Origin of the sequence: Deinococcus pimensis DSM 21231 (genome assembly GCF_000519345.1) — a bacterium.
GTDB classification, from domain to species: Bacteria; Deinococcota; Deinococci; order Deinococcales; family Deinococcaceae; genus Deinococcus_A; species Deinococcus_A pimensis.
In genome coordinates this window covers 20,944-35,226 of sequence record NZ_KI912644.1, presented here as the reverse complement: position 1 = coordinate 35,226, position 14,283 = coordinate 20,944, and the positions used below count along the sequence as shown (strand labels likewise).

The following is a 14,283-nucleotide window of genomic DNA, read 5'->3' as shown; positions in this document are numbered from 1 at the left end:
GGACGGCGCCGTGCGCGAGGACCGCCTCGGTGGTCACGCCCGCGTCACGGATCACGGCGACGCCCGCCCAGTCGAGCCGGGTGCTGCGCGCGGCGAGTTCGAGGACGCGCCGAGCGGCGTCGTTGGGGTCGAGGTCGAGGTCGCCGAGGCTGATGATGGCGAGCAGCGTCTCGAAGGCGCGGTTGCTGCGGCGCAGCTCGTCGAGCATGCGGGTGCTGGCCTGCGATTCGCGCTCCAGGTCGAGGCGGACGCGGCGCAGTTCGAGCTCGTCGACGGTGAGGGCGGCGAGTTCGCGCAGCACGTTCGCCTCGTGGTCGCCGAAGTCGAGGGGCGCGTCGTGCATGACGCAGAGCGTGCCCACGGCGTACCCGTCCGGGGTGACGAGCGGCGCGCCCGCGTAGAAGCGCGCGCCCCCCTCGCCCCGCGTGAGGGGGTGCTCGCGGAAGCGGGCGTCCGCGCCGAGGTCCGTGACGACGAGGACGTCGCCGAGCGTGACGGCGTGCGCGCACATGGAGCCCGCGCTGGGTCCCGAGAGCGCGGCGCGTCCGTGGCAGGCCTTGCTGAAGAGGCGGTCCTCCGTGACGAGGTTCACGGCGGCGACTCGGGCGCCGAGGACGCGGGCGGCGAGGCGGGTGACGCGGTCGAAGGCTTCCTCGGGGAGGGTGTCGAGAACGCCGTAGCGGGCGAGGGCGTGCAGCCGGAGCAGGTCGTCCGGCGTGTGCAGGGACGGAGAGGACATCGCTGGGTTCAGGCTAGCGCGCGCCGGAGGGTTTCCGATGTCGGGTTCTCCACGTCCGGTCATGAATAGATCCCACATCTTCCTGTATAGTTATTCTCTATGACGTCCACGCCCGCGACCGCCTCGCTGCCCCAGCCCGCCCTGAGGGGCCGCGACTTCCTGTCCAGCCTCGACCTCAGCCCCGAGGAGCTGCGCGCCGTCCTCGACACCGCGCACTCCATGAAGCGCGGCGAGTGGCGCGGCACGAAGCCCCTCGCGGGCCTCACCCTCGCCCTCATCTTCGAGAAGGCCAGCCTGCGCACCCGCACCACCTTCGACGTCGGCATGTACCAGCTCGGCGGGCACGCCATCACCCTCACCAACGCCGAGATCGGCCTCGGCACCCGCGAACGCGTCAACGACGTCGCCCGCAACCTGGAGCGCTGGGTGGACGGCGTGATGGGCCGCGTGTACGAGCAGACCACCCTCATCGAGCTCGCGCGGCACTCCGCCATCCCCGTCATCAACGGCCTCAGCGACGCGCTGCACCCCGTCCAGCTCCTCGCGGACTACCAGACCATCGAGGAGAGCTTCCCCGACACGCGCGGCGTCAAGGTCGCGTTCCTCGGCGACGGCAACAACCTCGCCAACAGCCACATCGAGATGGCCCGCCTCACCGGCACCCGCCTCGTGGTGTGCACGCCCGTCGGGCACGAACCCAACGGACGCGTCCTGATGGAGGCCCTCCGCGCGGGCGCCGACGTCACCCTCACGCACGACGTCGCGGAGGCCCTCGACGGCGCGCAGGTCCTCTACACCGACGTGTGGGTCAGCATGGGCCAGGAAGCGGAGGCGGAGCGCAAGAAGAAGGTCTTCTACGACGCCGGGATGCAGGTGACTCCGGCCATGCTCGACCGCATCGCGGAGGACGGCATCTTCCTGCACTGCCTCCCCGCCCACTACGGCGAGGAGGTCGTGCCCGAGGCGACCGAGCACCCCAAGAGCCGCGTGTTCGATCAGGCCGAGAACCGCCTGCACGCCCAGAAGGCCCTGCTCTACCACGTCCTCGGCGGCACCGAGCCCCGCTGGTGAGCGCCGTGAAGCCCAGCGTGTTCATCGACGGCGAGGCCGGCACGACCGGCCTGCAGATCCGCGCGCGCCTGGCGGGCCGCACGGACGTGGAGCTCGTCAGCGTCGACCCCGCGCGCCGCAAGGACGACGCGGAGCGCCGCCGCCTGCTCAACGCCGTGGACGTGGCCGTGCTGTGCCTGCCCGACGAGGCCGCCCGCGAGGCCGCAGGCATGGTGGAGAACCCCGCCACGCGCATTCTCGACGCGAGCAGCGCGCACCGGGTCACCGAGGGCTGGACGTACGGCCTGCCCGAGCTGACCGCCACGCAGGAAGGCGAGATCGCGGAGGCGCGGCGCGTGTCCGTGCCGGGCTGCTACGCGACGGGCATGGTGGCGCTCACGCGGCCCCTCGTGGACGCGGGCCTCCTGGGCCCCGACCATCCCCTCTCGGTGCAGGGCGCGAGCGGCTACAGCGGCGGCGGACGTCAGCTCGTGGACGTCATGGAAGGGCGCGGCGGCGAGCACCGTCTCGCGGGCCCGTACCGCGCCTACGCGCTGGAACTCGCGCACAAGCACGAACCGGAGATGCAGCGCTACGGCGGCCTCTCGGGACGGCCGCTCTTCACGCCGTCCGTGGGCGCGTGGCGTCAGGGGATGCTGGTGCAGATCCCGCTCTTTACGCGCACCCTGCCGGGTCGCCCGACGGGCGCGGACCTGCACGCGGCGCTCTCGGCTCACTACGCGGGCCGCCGCTTCGTCCGCGTGGTGCCGATGGAGGGCGCCCCCACCGTCCTCGACCCGGAGGCCCTCGCGGACACGAACGACATGGAACTCTTCGTGTACGAGAACGCGGAGCTCGGGCACGCACTGCTCGTCGCGCGGCTCGACAACCTCGGCAAGGGCGCGAGCGGGCAGGCCGTGCAGGACCTCGACCTCATGCTGGGCCTGAGCGACCCCACGCGGGACTACGGCGTGCCGAGGGAAGCGGCGGGCGTCTGACCTCGCGAGGCGGCGCTCCCCGGCGCCGCCTCTCCCCTTTCAGCGGGAAAGACGCTCGAACTGCCGCGCGAGGTACGCGTCGAAGGTGTCCGTCTCGCCGCGCACGCCCACGCCGCGCCACGCGACGCGCCCGTCCGCGCCGATCAGCACGAAGGTCGGGTAGACCGCCACGCCGAAGAGCGCGTTGACGCTGCCGTCGGCATCCACGACGTTGCCCACGTCGTCGAGGTAGGGCGCGCTCCCGGTGGGGCGGCCCTCCTTCGGCCAGCGGTCCACGATGCTGAGCGTCACGTTCGCGCGGGCGCAGGCCTGCCCGACCCGCATGTCCACGAGGTCGCAGACGGTGCAGCCCTTGCTCCGGAAGTACACGAGGCGCGGCAGGGCCCCCGAGAACAGCGGCGAGGTGGGCGCCGCCCGCCCCGTGCCCCGCGCGGGGAGCAGCAGGTTGCTCAGGACCGCCCCGAGCGGCGAGGACGGCGGTCCGTCGGGATCGACCTTCACACGAAAACGCAGGGCCATGTGACCTCCTCACGGGCACCGTACCATCCTGACCGAGGACCGTTGCCGCCTCTGTCTAGACAGCGCCCTCCCCTCTTTCGCTCGCTAGAGTGTTCCCATGACCGAGCCCGCCTCCCTTCCCCGTGGTTTCCGCACGTCCGCCCTCGCGGCGAGCATCAAGCCGAGCGGACGCACCGACCTCACCGTCGTCGTGAGCGACACGCCCTGCGCGTGGGCCTTCGCGGGCACGCTGTCCACGGCGGCGGCGGCCTGCGTGACGCGCAACCGTGACCTGTACGCCTCCGGAGCGCCCGTCCGCGCGATCGTGGTGAACGCGGGCAACGCGAACGCCGCGACCGGCGAGGGCGGCGCCCGCGACAACGAGGCGATGGCGGCGGGTCTCGCGGATCTCCTCGGCGTGGACGCCGGGAGCGTGCTGACGGCCTCCACGGGCGTCATCGGGCACCGCCTCCCCATGGACCGCGTCCGCGAGGGCCTCGCCCGGCTCCCCGGGGGGCTCGGCACGGACCTCGACGTGCACGCGCGCGCCATCATGACGACCGACCTCGTCCCGAAGACCAGCGAGCGCACCCTGCCCGGCGGGCAGCGCGTCGTGGGCGTCGCGAAGGGCAGCGGCATGATCCACCCGAACATGGCGACGATGTTCGCGTTCGTGTACAGCGACGCCCGCGTGGACGAACGCACCCTGCGCGGCGCCTTCCAGGGCATCGTGGACCGCACCTTCAACGCCGTCACCGTGGACGGCGACACCAGCACGAACGACATGGCGCTCGTGCTGGCGGGCGGCCAGGCCGGGGACGCGGACCCGGCGGCGTTCCTCACGGCCGTGGAGGAGGTCATGCGTGACCTCGCCCGGCAGATCGCGCGCGACGGGGAGGGCGCCACGAAGCTCCTCACGGTGCGCGTCACGGGCGCCGCGACGGAGCGCGAGGCCCTCACGGCGGCCCGCACCTGCGCCGGGAGTCCGCTGCTCAAGAGCGCCGTGCACGGCAACGACCCCAACTGGGGCCGCGTGATCATGGGCGTGGGCCGCGCGGGCGTGAAGCTCGACCTCGCGCGGCTCACGGTGCGCGTGCAGGACCGTCTCGTCTTCGCGGGCGAGCCGCAGCCGTACGACGCGGCGGAGGTGTCGCGCGCCATGCGCGCCGAGGAGGTCGTGTTCGCCGTGGACCTCGGCGTGGGCGGCGCGCGCGGCGAGGCGTGGGGCTGCGACCTCAGCGCGGAGTACGTGAGGATCAACGCGGAGTACACCACCTGAATTGAGTGGAGAGACGCGTCACCGCCCCAGGCAAAAGCGAGGGGCCGTCCCCGAGCGTACGACGCCAAAGCGCAGACGGCCACTCCCACGCCTGCAGAGACGCGCCGACGCCCCAGGCAAGAGCGAGGGACCGCTCCCGCCATGAGTGTAGAGACGCGTCCACGCGCGAGGCATGAGCACCGAACCGCTTCGGTGCGTACGCAGGCAGAGCGTACGCAGCCAAAGCGTTGACGGCCCCCCATCCCTGGAGAGACGCGCCGACGGCCCGGAGAAGCGGAGGGCCGCCCCGGAGCCCACGTCGATGGACCTGACCTCAGGGTTCCCTCAACCCCGCTCGCCGCGCCCCTCAGCATCGGGGGGACGGCGGGCTCTACGGTCGGCTCATGACCAGGTCCAGCCTCGGCCGTCCGCTCGACCCGTCCGTCCCCTCGAACCGTTTCGCCGCGCTGGGCTTCGCGCTGACCTTCGTCGCGGCCCGCGTGGCGGGACGAACCTGGCTTCAGAGCGCGCAGGCGGGCCTCGGGGCCTTCCTGGCGTGGTCGGCGGGGCGTGAGCTGCACCCGGACGACCCGAATGCCGCGAACGTCGCGCTGCTGATCGAGGCGCCCCTCGCGATCCTCGCGCCGCCCAGCGTCCCGGCGGCGTTCGGGCACACGTCCGCGCTGCGGGTCGTGGCGGGCACCGTCGGGGAGAAGGTCACGCCGGTGGACGAGGCGGCGCTCGCGACGCTCGGGGGGGTGAGCGCCGCCGGGGACGCGATCGTCACGGCGTTCATGATGCCCGCCGCGTCCATGCTGACCGTGGGCGTGGGGGATCGGCTGAGCCCGCCGCCGCCCTTCTCGGCGATCACGGCGCTGGGCTTCGCGGGCGCGCTGCGCGCGCGGGTCGTGCCGCCGACGGGCGTGTGGCGCTGGGTGGTGCTGGGAACGCTCGTCGGTACGCTGGGCCTGCTGAGCGTCCCCACCGTGCGGGTGAGGGAGGACCACTCGGACGAGCCGGTCAGCACGGAGCGCGTGCGACGCGCGCGCCTGCTGGGGCTCGCGGCGCTCGGCGCGACCGCGATCTTCGAGGGAGACGCGGGGCTGCGGCGCTCCTCGCCACTGCTGTCCGCGTGGCTGGGGACGGCCCTCACGTCCCTGGTGTCCGCCTTGAGGAAACGTTAGTCTCGCGGGTTCGCCGCCCGGACGGCGAACCCGCTGACAGCCTGACGTCCCGGAGCGGCCTACGGTGAGGGCATGAGAGGACTCGTACGTCAGGTGGTGCTGGGCGTCGCGACGGCGGTGACGCTCGTGATGAACACCGTCGCCGGGATCGGGCTGCTGTTCGGGCGGGACCCGGGCAGCATCAGCGACGAACTGCCGAACGCCTTCACGCCCGCCGGATTCACGTTCTCCATCTGGAGCGTGATCTTCCTGGGCCTCATCGCGTTCGCGCTGTGGCAGGGCCGCGCGGACCAGCGCGGGGAGCGGCTGGACCGGATCGGCTGGCCGTTCCTGCTCGCGAACGTGCTCAACGTGGGGTGGCTGCTGGCGTGGCACAGCCTGAACTTCGGGCCGAGCGTCGTGATCATGCTGGCGCTCCTCGGCTCGCTGGTGTGGCTGTACGTCACGCTGGACCGCCTGCACCTGCGCGGCGCGGAGCGCTTCTGGCTGGGCGTCCCGACGAGCCTGTACCTGGGGTGGATCAGCGTCGCGACCATCGCGAACGTCACGGCGTGGCTCACGAGCCGAGGCGTCACGGACGGCCTGTGGGGCCTGTCGCCCACGACGTGGGCGGCGGTGCTGATCGGCGTGGCCACCGCGCTCGGCGCGTTCCTGCTCGTGCGGCGGCGCGACTGGGTGTTCGGGGCGGTGCTGGCGTGGTCGTTCTACGGCGTGTGGGCCGCGCGTCCCGACGTGAACGTCCTCGCGGCGGTGGTCGTGGTGGCGGTCATGGCGCTCGCGGCGGCGCTCCTCGGGGGACTGCGGCGCGGGCGGGAGGGCCTTCCCGCCTGACCTGCACCTTTGGTTGTAGTCCCCCCTCCGCCAAGCGGCGGTTTTGGCGCGGGCCCGCGTGGACTACCCTGAACTCATGACGAACTACTCCGAGCTCAAGGAAACGTCCCGCGCGGCCATGAATCGCTTCGACTCGCTCTCCACGCCCCTGAAGGTGCTCGTGGCGGTCCTCGGGCTCGTGGTGCTCGTGAAGGTGGTGCTGCCCCTGCTGTTCGGCGCGGTCGCGGCGACGCTGGGCCTCGCGTTCGCCCTGCTGCCCCTCGCGGTGGTCGCGTTCGTGATCTGGAAGCTCCTCAAGGCGACGCGCGGTTGACGCCCGCCGCCCACGAGGAGAGCGCCCGCCCCCGAGGCGGGCGCTCTCGCTTCGAGCCCTAGAAGCGGACGTTCAGGTGCCGCAGCCCGCGGAACATGGTGCTGGGCCGGCGCTCGAAGCTCTCCAGGCGCAGGTCGGGGGCCGCCGCGAGGAGCGTCTCGAAGGCCACGCGGGCTTCGAGCTTCGCGAGGGGCGCGCCGAGGCAGAAGTGGATGCCGCGCCCGAAGGACAGGTGGCGGTTGGGCGTGCGTCCCACGTCGAAGCGGTCCGGCTCGGTGAAGACGGCGGGGTCGCGGTTCGCGCCGCCCATGACGGCGCTCACCTGCTCGCCCCGGCGCACGGCCTGACCGCCCACCGTGACGTCCTCCAGGGCGGCGCGGAAGAGGGCGCGCTGCACGGGCGGGTCGAAGCGCAGCATCTCCTCCACCGCCGTGGGCAGCAGGGCGGGGTCGGCGCGGAGTCGCGCGAGCTCCCCGGGGTGCTGCGTGAGGGCGAGGGCGCCGTTGCCGATGAGGTTCACGGTCGTCTCGTGCCCCGCGATGAGCAGCAGGACCGAGTTGGAGAGCACCTCGCCGGGCCGCAGGCGTCCGCCCTCGTCCTCGGCGGCGAGGAGGTGGCTGATGAGGTCGTCGGCGGGCTCCGCGCGGCGGCGCTCCACGAGCCGCGCGAGGTACTCGGTGAGTTCATTGACGGCCGCGTCGGAGCGGGCGCGGCTCTCGGGGGTGCTCGTCGCGAAGTCGCTGCCGTCGATGAACTCGGTGCTCCAGCCGCGGAAGAGCTCGCGGTCCTCGTGGGGCACACCGAGCAGCTCCGCGATCACGACGACGGGCAGGGGCAGCGCGAGGCCCTCCATGAGGTCCACCTCGCCGCCCCGCGCCTTCATGCGGTCCACGAGGGCGCGCGTGATGTCTCGGACGTGGACCTCCAGGCGCTCCACGACGCGCGGCGTGAACGCCTGCCCGATGAGGCCGCGCACGCGGGTGTGGTCAGGCGGGTCGAGGTCGAGCAGGTGCGGCGGCAGCGGGAACTCGGGCGTGTCCGGGAAGGCGCGGCGGAAGCTCTTCGTGAAGCGCTGGTCGCGCAGGACGAGGTCCACGTCGGCGTGGCGGACGAACATCCACATGCCGCCCGTGACGGAACCGGTCGGCTGGAAGTGCGCGCCGGGCAGGTCGCGCAGGCGGGCGTAGGCCGGGTAGGGATCGGCGAGGAAGGCCTCGTCGAACAGGTCACGGTCGGTGGCGGTCATGAGTCAGCGTACAGCCGTCAGCCGTCAGCGTACAGCCGTCAGCGGTCGGCGCCGTCCTCGTGGAGCAGCGGGGCGGGCCGGGAGGCCGGAGGTGACGAGTCCCCGGCCTTCCGGCCCGCCTCGACGCGCGGCTAGCCTGCCGCGAGTTCCGCCCTGCGCTGCGCGACGATCTTCTCCGTGAGGGGGCCGGGCACCTCCTGGTACCCGGCGGGCTTGAGGGAGTACGCGCCGCGTCCGCCGGTCATGCTGCGCAGGTCCGCGCTGTACTTCTGCACCTCCGCGAGCGGGGTGAGCGCCGTGATGGTGATGACGGTGCCCTCGGGCTCCATGCCCTGCACGCGCGCGCGGCGCGTCTGGAGGTCCCCGATGACGTCGCCGGTGTACTGGCCGGGCACGCGGACGCGCAGCGTCACGACGGGTTCGAGCAGCGCGGGCCGCGCCTTCTCCATCGCGGCGCGGAAGGCGAGTCCGGCGGCGGTCTTGAAGGCGATGTCGGAGGAGTCCACGTCGTGGTAGCTGCCGCCAAAGACGACCACCTTCACGTTCTGGACGGGATAGCCCGCGAGCACGCCGCGCGCCCTGGCTTCCAGCGCGCCCTTCTCGATGCTGGGGATGTACTTCGTCGGGACGACGCCGCCCACCACCTCGGACGCGAACTCGAAGTCCTCACTGCTGGGCGAGAGCCGCAGCCAGCAGTCGCCGTACTGGCCGTGCCCGCCCGACTGCTTCTTGTGCTTGCCCTGCGCCTCGGCGGTGGCGCGCACCGTCTCGCGGTACGCGATCCTCGGGGTGGTGGAGGTGACGTTCACGCCGAGCAGGCCGAGCTTCTCCACGGCGATCTCGAGGTGGGTGTCCCCCATACCGGAGAGGGTGAGTTCGCCCGTGTCGGCGTTGCGTTCGAAGCGCAGGGTGGGGTCCTCCTCCAGCAGGCGCGCCATGGCCGTTCCGAGCTTGTCCTCGTCGGAACGGCTGGCGGCGTGGATGGCGACGGTCATGACGGGCTCGGGGAGCTGCAGCGGCCCGAAGTCGATGGGCCGCGCGGGGTCGCTGAGGGTGTCGCCGGTGTGCACGTCGTTGATCTTGGTGATCGCGCCGATGGTGCCCGCCGGGAGTTCGGGGACCTCCACGAGGTCCTTGCCGCTCAGGACGTAGAGGTGCGCGGGCCGCACGTCCGTCCCGGCGGTCGTGTCGCGCAGCAGGTCGCCGGGGCGGATGACGCCGCTCCAGACGCGCACGTACGCGATCTTCCCGACGAAGGGGTCCATGGTGGTGCGCCACACGCGCGCGCTCGTGGGGGCCGTGGGGACGGGCTCGCGTTTCTGGCCGTCGACGCCCGTGACGGGGCCGCGTTCCTCCGGGCTGCGCAGGCCGTTCACCATGAGGTCGAGGAGGCACTCGACGCCCACGAGGGTGGCGGCGCTCACGGGAATCACGGGGTAGAGCAGGCCCGCGTGCACGGCGCGCAGGTACGCCTCGTGCAGCATCTCGTCGTCGATGTGCTCGTCGGCGAGGTAGCGTTCGGTGAGCTCGTCGTCCGTCTCCACGATGGACTCCACGAGCTTCGCGCGGTACTCCTCCACGAGGGCCGTCATGTCCTCCGGGACGGGCGCGCTCTCCTGCAGGCCGGTCTCGTTGAGGTACGCGCGGCGCCCGAGGAGCTCCACGACGCCGCGGAAGTCGCTCTCCGCCCCGACGGGCAGGTACGCGGCGGCGCTGGGGCCGCGCAGGCTGGCCTGCACGTCCGCGAGGACGGTGAAGAAGTCGGCGCGTTCGCGGTCCATGCGGGTGATCGCGACGATCCTTGGCATGTTGAAGCCGTCGGCGGTGGCCCAGACGCGCTCGGTGCCCACTTCCACGCCGCTCACGGCGCTCACGAGGACGAGGCTCGCGTCGGCCGCGCGGATCGCGCCGCGGATCTCACGGACGAAGTCGGCCGAGCCGGGCGTGTCGAGCAGGTTGAGGGTGGTGTCCTTCCACTCGGCGCGCAGGACGCTCGTGGTGATGCTGATGCCGCGCCGCTTCTCCGCCTCGGTGTGGTCGGAGGCGGTGGTGCCCTCCTCGACGCGTCCGAGGCGCTCGCGCGCTCCGGTGCGGAGCAGCAGCGCCTCCGTGAGCGTGGTCTTGCCGACGCTGCTGTGACCGACGATCGATACGTTTCGCACCCTCATACGCCACCTCGCTGTGTTGCATGGTTGCTTCGAGTCCGCCGTGCCGGGCCTTCGGGGGGTTGTTGGTGTTCCGAGCATACACCCGCCCGGGGGCGCCCGCCGTGCGTGTGGAACGTGAAGGAAGCGTTGAGCTCCGGCGACGTGAAGTTTTTCATTCGGGCAACCGTGGAGCTCACGTATAGTTGCGCCCATCACTTCAAACCCCCGCCCGCGGGAACCGGTCGGCGCCGAGCGCCGGGCGTGTCCTCACGGCGACGTAGAGGAGCTCATGAAACTGTCGCGTCCCTCCCTCCTGCTCGGTCTCGCCCTCGCCCTCGCCGCCTGCGGACAGCAGTCCGTCACGCCCTCCGCGCAGCCCTCCACGGACGCCTCCGCCCTCTCCACGCAGAGCGCGCAGAAGGACCGCTTCCTCGTCGGCTTCAAGCGCGGCGCGGGCGTGGACCGCGCCGCCGTCACCCGCGCGGGCGGCACCGTCACGCAGGAGTGGAAGGAACTCGACGCCGCCGCCGTGCGCATCCCCGCGCAGGCCGTGGACGCGCTTCGCCGCAACCCCAACGTGGAGTACGTGGAGGAGGACGTGGTCCGCCACGCGCTCGGTCAGCGGCACGTCGTATCCGACCTCGCCGCCGCGAACGGCAAGCCCGCCCCCGCGCCTGCCCCGGCGCCCGGCGCGGCATCGACGAGTCCCCCACCGGTGAGGACCCCGAGGGGGGAGACCACCTGGGGCGACAGCGCCCTGCAGGTGCCGACGCTGCGCTCGGCGGGCCGCACGGGCGCGGGCGTCGCGGTGTGCGTGGGCGACACCGGCATCGACGCCAACCACCCCGAGTTCGCCGGAAAGCTCAAGGGCTTCAGGAACTTCATGGGTGACGGCCGCGACGTGGCCACGCAGCTCAACGACGTCAGCCATCACGGCACGCACGTCAGCGGCACCATCTTCGCGCAGTGGGGCGCGGGCACTGGCGCGACCGGGCTGCAGTCCGGCATGGACGCGAACGGCGTCGGCGGCGTCGCCTCGGGCGTGAACCTGTACATGGCGCGCGTCCTCGGTGACGACGGCAGCGGCAGCAGCAGCGGCATCATCAACGGCGTGAACTGGTGCGCCAGCCTCCCGGAGCAGCACGTCGTGATCAGCCTGTCGCTCGGCAGCAGCGCGGGAAGCCGGACCGAGCAGCGCGCGTACGACAACGCGTACGCCAAGGGCGTCCTCATCGTCGCGGCGAGCGGCAACGACGGCGGTCCCATCGGCTACCCCGCGAACTACTCCAGCGTCGTCGCGGTCGGCGCGATCGACGATCACGGCGGGCTCGCGAGCTTCAGCAACTTCGGCGCGAACCAGGAGCTCGTGGGACCCGGCGTGGCCGTCCTGTCGAGCGTGCCGCTCGGACAGGGCCTCGCCGCGAAGGCGAGCGCCGTGAACGTCACGGCGTACTCCAGCGTCCTCGCCGCCGACTTCGCCGGGCAGGGCAGCGCCACGAACCTCCCGATCGTCGCGGCGGGCGGCACGAACAACGAGCTCTGCGGTGTCGGCACGACCAACGCGGCCCTGCGCGGCGCGATCGCCCTGATCAGCCGCGGCACCTGCTCCTTCGAGGAGAAGGTCAACAACGCCGTCGCGAGCGGCGCGAAGGCCGTCATCATCTACAACAACACCGCCGGCGACCTCGGCATGACCCTCAACACGCAGAAGAGCATTCCGGTCGTGGGCATCACCCAGCAGGACGGGCAGAACACCCTCGCGAAGCTTCCCACGACGGGCAGCGTCAGCATCACGCCCGCCGACTACGAGTACTTCGACGGGACCAGCATGGCCACGCCGCACGTGTCGGCCGCCGCCGCGGTCGTGTGGGCGGCCAAGCCGAGCCTCACGAACGCGCAGCTGCGCACGCTGCTGCAGAACACCGCGCGTGACTTCGGCACCCTGGGCCGCGACAGCAGCTTCGGCTACGGCCTCGTGGACCCCGTGAAGGCCATCAACAACTGAGCCTCCGCTCCTCGTGAGCGGGGCGGGCGTCCGCGCGGACGCCCGCCCCGCCCTCGTATGAGAGGACGATGCGGACGCGCCGCCGCGTCCCGGCCTCAGGGCGCGCGCCGCACGCTCCGGAGTGCCCTCGGGGTCACGCGCGCGAACCTGATGGGCCACCGCTCGACTCCTCTCATCATTTCGCCATAGGATGAGCCACATGCAGCACAACAAGCCCTCCCGGACCCTCGGTCTCGCCCTCGTCGTGGCGGCCCTCGGCCTGGCCAGCGCGCAGGGGACCAGCACGGCCCCCGCCACCTCCTCCACCCCCGCCAAGGTGCAGGTCCCGGCCGGGTCCGCCGCGACCGCCGCCGTCGAGCTCAACTCGGTCCTCGCGGGCCGCATCGTGGACTGCCCCGCCAGCCTCAAGGTCACGCCGGACGCCGTGTGCCTCCTCGCGACGGGTCAGGCGAACACCTTCCGTACCCGCATCAAGGCGAAGCTCGCGGGGCGCGTCGTGGAGGACTGGAAGACCTCCGCGAACGGTCAGTCGTCGAGCCTCGTGTTCCAGTCCGGCAACGCCCTCTCGTACGTGCTGCTCGCCCAGACGAACGCCACGGACGTCCTCGCCATCGTGGACGCCACCGCCATCAAGACGGCCTCCGGCACGCCCGCCAGCGCCGTGTTCGTCTCCGTCGCGGACCTGAGGGACCTCGTGACCGTCACGACCTTCGGCGCGACCCGCGCGCTGTCGCGCGGCAACCGCACCCTCGCGATCACCGCGAACACCCGCGCGGCGAAGGTGAACGGCGCGAACGTGCAGCTGCCCGCCGCGCCCTACGTCTCTGCGGAGCAGTTCTACCTGCCCGCGAGCGCGCTGCGTTCCCTCGGCTGCGTGGTCTCCACGGCCAGCAAGACGCAGCTGAGCGTGGACTGCGGCGGCAAGACGGCCACGGTGAACGCGGTGGTGAAGCAGTAGTCAGCGGTCAGCCGTCAGCCTTCGGCTGTCGGTGAGCGGAGGGAGGCGCCCTGACGGGCGCCTCCCTCGCGCTTGGTGCCGGAGGCCCGAGCGACCGGGCGACGTCCGACTTCTCCCGCGAGCGGGAGCCCGACCTCCGGGTCCTGACCGCTGACGACTGAACGCTGACCGCTCCCCTGCTATCCTCCGTCCATGCTCGCGCCTCCCGACGTGTCCGGCCGTCCTCTCGATCTCGCCGTCCTCGACCGCGAGGTCGTGGAGTGCGTCGCGTGCCCCCGGCTCGTCGCGTGGCGGGAACAGGTGGCGGAGGAGAAACGCGCGGCGTTCCGGCACGAGACGTACTGGGGTCGTCCCATCCCGGGCTTCGGGGATCCGGGCGCGCGGATCGTGATCGTGGGGCTCGCGCCGAGCGCGCACGGTGGGAACCGCACGGGCCGCATGTTCACGGGGGACCGCAGCGGCGATTTCCTGTACGCGGCGCTCCACCGCGCGGGCCTCGCGAGCCAGCCTTCGAGCGTGGCGCGCGGGGACGGCCTCTCGCTCACGGACGTGCGGATCACGGCTCCCGTGCGCTGCGCGCCGCCCGCGAACAAGCCTCTCCCCCAGGAGCTCGCGCGCTGCTCGGCGTGGTTCGCGTCGGAGCTGGCGCTCCTCCCGGAGCGGCGCGTGACGCTCGCGCTGGGCAGGATCGGGCATGACGCGTTCCTGCGTTTCCTGGGCGTGCGGCCCTCCTCCATGGGGTTCGCGCACGGCGCGGCCCACGCGCTGCCGGACGGGACGTGGCTGCTCGACAGCTATCACGTGTCGCAGCAGAACACGCAGACGGGCCGCCTGACGCCCGCGATGTTCGACGAGGTGCTCGCGCGGGCCCTGGAACTGGCAGGGCGGGCCGCGTGAGGAGCTTCCTGCTGATCCTGGGCGGCTTTCTCGTGGTGGTGCTGCTGCTCGCGGGGCTGTACGTGTCGCAGAGCGTGCTCGCGCGGGAGTACGGGGTGCGGGTCGCGGACGCGCTGCGGGGCTCGGACGCGGCGCCCACGCGGCGGGTGGACTGCGCGC

At 72.4% G+C, this 14,283-nt stretch carries 13 protein-coding genes; 9 read left to right on the top strand and 4 right to left on the bottom strand.

Features of this window, described 5'->3' with window-relative positions:
* Nucleotides 1-739, bottom strand: a 739-nt coding sequence (locus tag DEIPI_RS30740) for a GAF domain-containing protein (protein ID WP_169737094.1), incomplete at its 3' end; no start/stop codon positions are given.
* A gap of 99 nt (nt 740-838) precedes the next feature.
* On the opposite strand from DEIPI_RS30740, the gene argF reads away from it, so the two are divergent.
* Both argF and argC read left to right on the top strand, forming a co-directional pair.
* Entirely contained in the window at nt 839-1,810 is a 972-nt protein-coding gene (gene argF / locus DEIPI_RS0112295; protein ID WP_045234223.1) for an ornithine carbamoyltransferase, read from the top strand.
* Between the two features lie 5 nt (nt 1,811-1,815).
* Entirely contained in the window at nt 1,816-2,787 is a 972-nt protein-coding gene (gene argC, locus DEIPI_RS0112290; RefSeq protein WP_045234230.1) for an N-acetyl-gamma-glutamyl-phosphate reductase, read from the top strand.
* Nucleotides 2,788-2,826: 39 nt separating this feature from the next.
* Here argC and DEIPI_RS0112285 read toward each other — a convergent pair whose 3' ends face one another.
* Complete coding sequence (locus DEIPI_RS0112285) at nt 2,827-3,306, bottom strand: thioredoxin domain-containing protein (protein ID WP_027481956.1); 480 nt, start codon at nt 3,304-3,306, stop codon at nt 2,827-2,829.
* Nucleotides 3,307-3,403: 97 nt separating this feature from the next.
* Here DEIPI_RS0112285 and argJ point away from each other — a divergent pair, with 97 nt between their 5' ends.
* From argJ to DEIPI_RS0112265, 4 genes are all read left to right on the top strand, one after another.
* Nucleotides 3,404-4,564 carry a bifunctional glutamate N-acetyltransferase/amino-acid acetyltransferase ArgJ gene (gene argJ, locus DEIPI_RS0112280; RefSeq protein WP_027481955.1) on the top strand — a complete coding sequence of 387 codons (1,161 nt, stop codon included), beginning with the start codon at nt 3,404-3,406 and terminating at the stop codon, nt 4,562-4,564.
* Between the two features lie 383 nt (nt 4,565-4,947).
* Nucleotides 4,948-5,727, top strand: a complete 780-nt coding sequence (locus tag DEIPI_RS35555) for a hypothetical protein (RefSeq protein ID WP_052351717.1) — start codon at nt 4,948-4,950, stop codon at nt 5,725-5,727.
* 72 nt (nt 5,728-5,799) lie between these two features.
* The gene (locus DEIPI_RS0112270) at nt 5,800-6,558 is read left to right on the top strand and encodes a TspO/MBR family protein (protein ID WP_027481954.1); all 759 of its coding nucleotides are present in this window, start codon (nt 5,800-5,802) and stop codon (nt 6,556-6,558) included.
* Between the two features lie 76 nt (nt 6,559-6,634).
* Nucleotides 6,635-6,871: a hypothetical protein gene (locus tag DEIPI_RS0112265; RefSeq protein WP_027481953.1), complete on the top strand. Its 237-nt coding sequence runs from the start codon at nt 6,635-6,637 to the stop codon at nt 6,869-6,871.
* Between the two features lie 58 nt (nt 6,872-6,929).
* Here DEIPI_RS0112265 and DEIPI_RS0112260 read toward each other — a convergent pair whose 3' ends face one another.
* Nucleotides 6,930-8,117: a cytochrome P450 gene (locus DEIPI_RS0112260; RefSeq protein WP_027481952.1), complete on the bottom strand. Its 1,188-nt coding sequence runs from the start codon at nt 8,115-8,117 to the stop codon at nt 6,930-6,932.
* 131 nt (nt 8,118-8,248) lie between these two features.
* Complete coding sequence (locus DEIPI_RS0112255) at nt 8,249-10,285, bottom strand: elongation factor G (RefSeq protein ID WP_027481951.1); 2,037 nt, start codon at nt 10,283-10,285, stop codon at nt 8,249-8,251.
* Between the two features lie 268 nt (nt 10,286-10,553).
* On the opposite strand from DEIPI_RS0112255, the gene DEIPI_RS0112250 reads away from it, so the two are divergent.
* The 3 genes from DEIPI_RS0112250 (at nt 10,554) to DEIPI_RS0112240 (ending at nt 14,124) form a co-directional block, all read left to right on the top strand.
* Nucleotides 10,554-12,269 carry a S8 family serine peptidase gene (locus DEIPI_RS0112250; RefSeq protein ID WP_027481950.1) on the top strand — a complete coding sequence of 572 codons (1,716 nt, stop codon included), beginning with the start codon at nt 10,554-10,556 and terminating at the stop codon, nt 12,267-12,269.
* Nucleotides 12,270-12,468: 199 nt separating this feature from the next.
* Nucleotides 12,469-13,227, top strand: a complete 759-nt coding sequence (locus DEIPI_RS0112245) for a stalk domain-containing protein (protein WP_027481949.1) — start codon at nt 12,469-12,471, stop codon at nt 13,225-13,227.
* 192 nt (nt 13,228-13,419) lie between these two features.
* Nucleotides 13,420-14,124 (top strand): uracil-DNA glycosylase, encoded by a 705-nt coding sequence (locus tag DEIPI_RS0112240; RefSeq protein ID WP_045234222.1) that lies wholly within the window; start codon nt 13,420-13,422, stop codon nt 14,122-14,124.
* Nucleotides 14,125-14,283 lie beyond the last annotated feature (159 nt).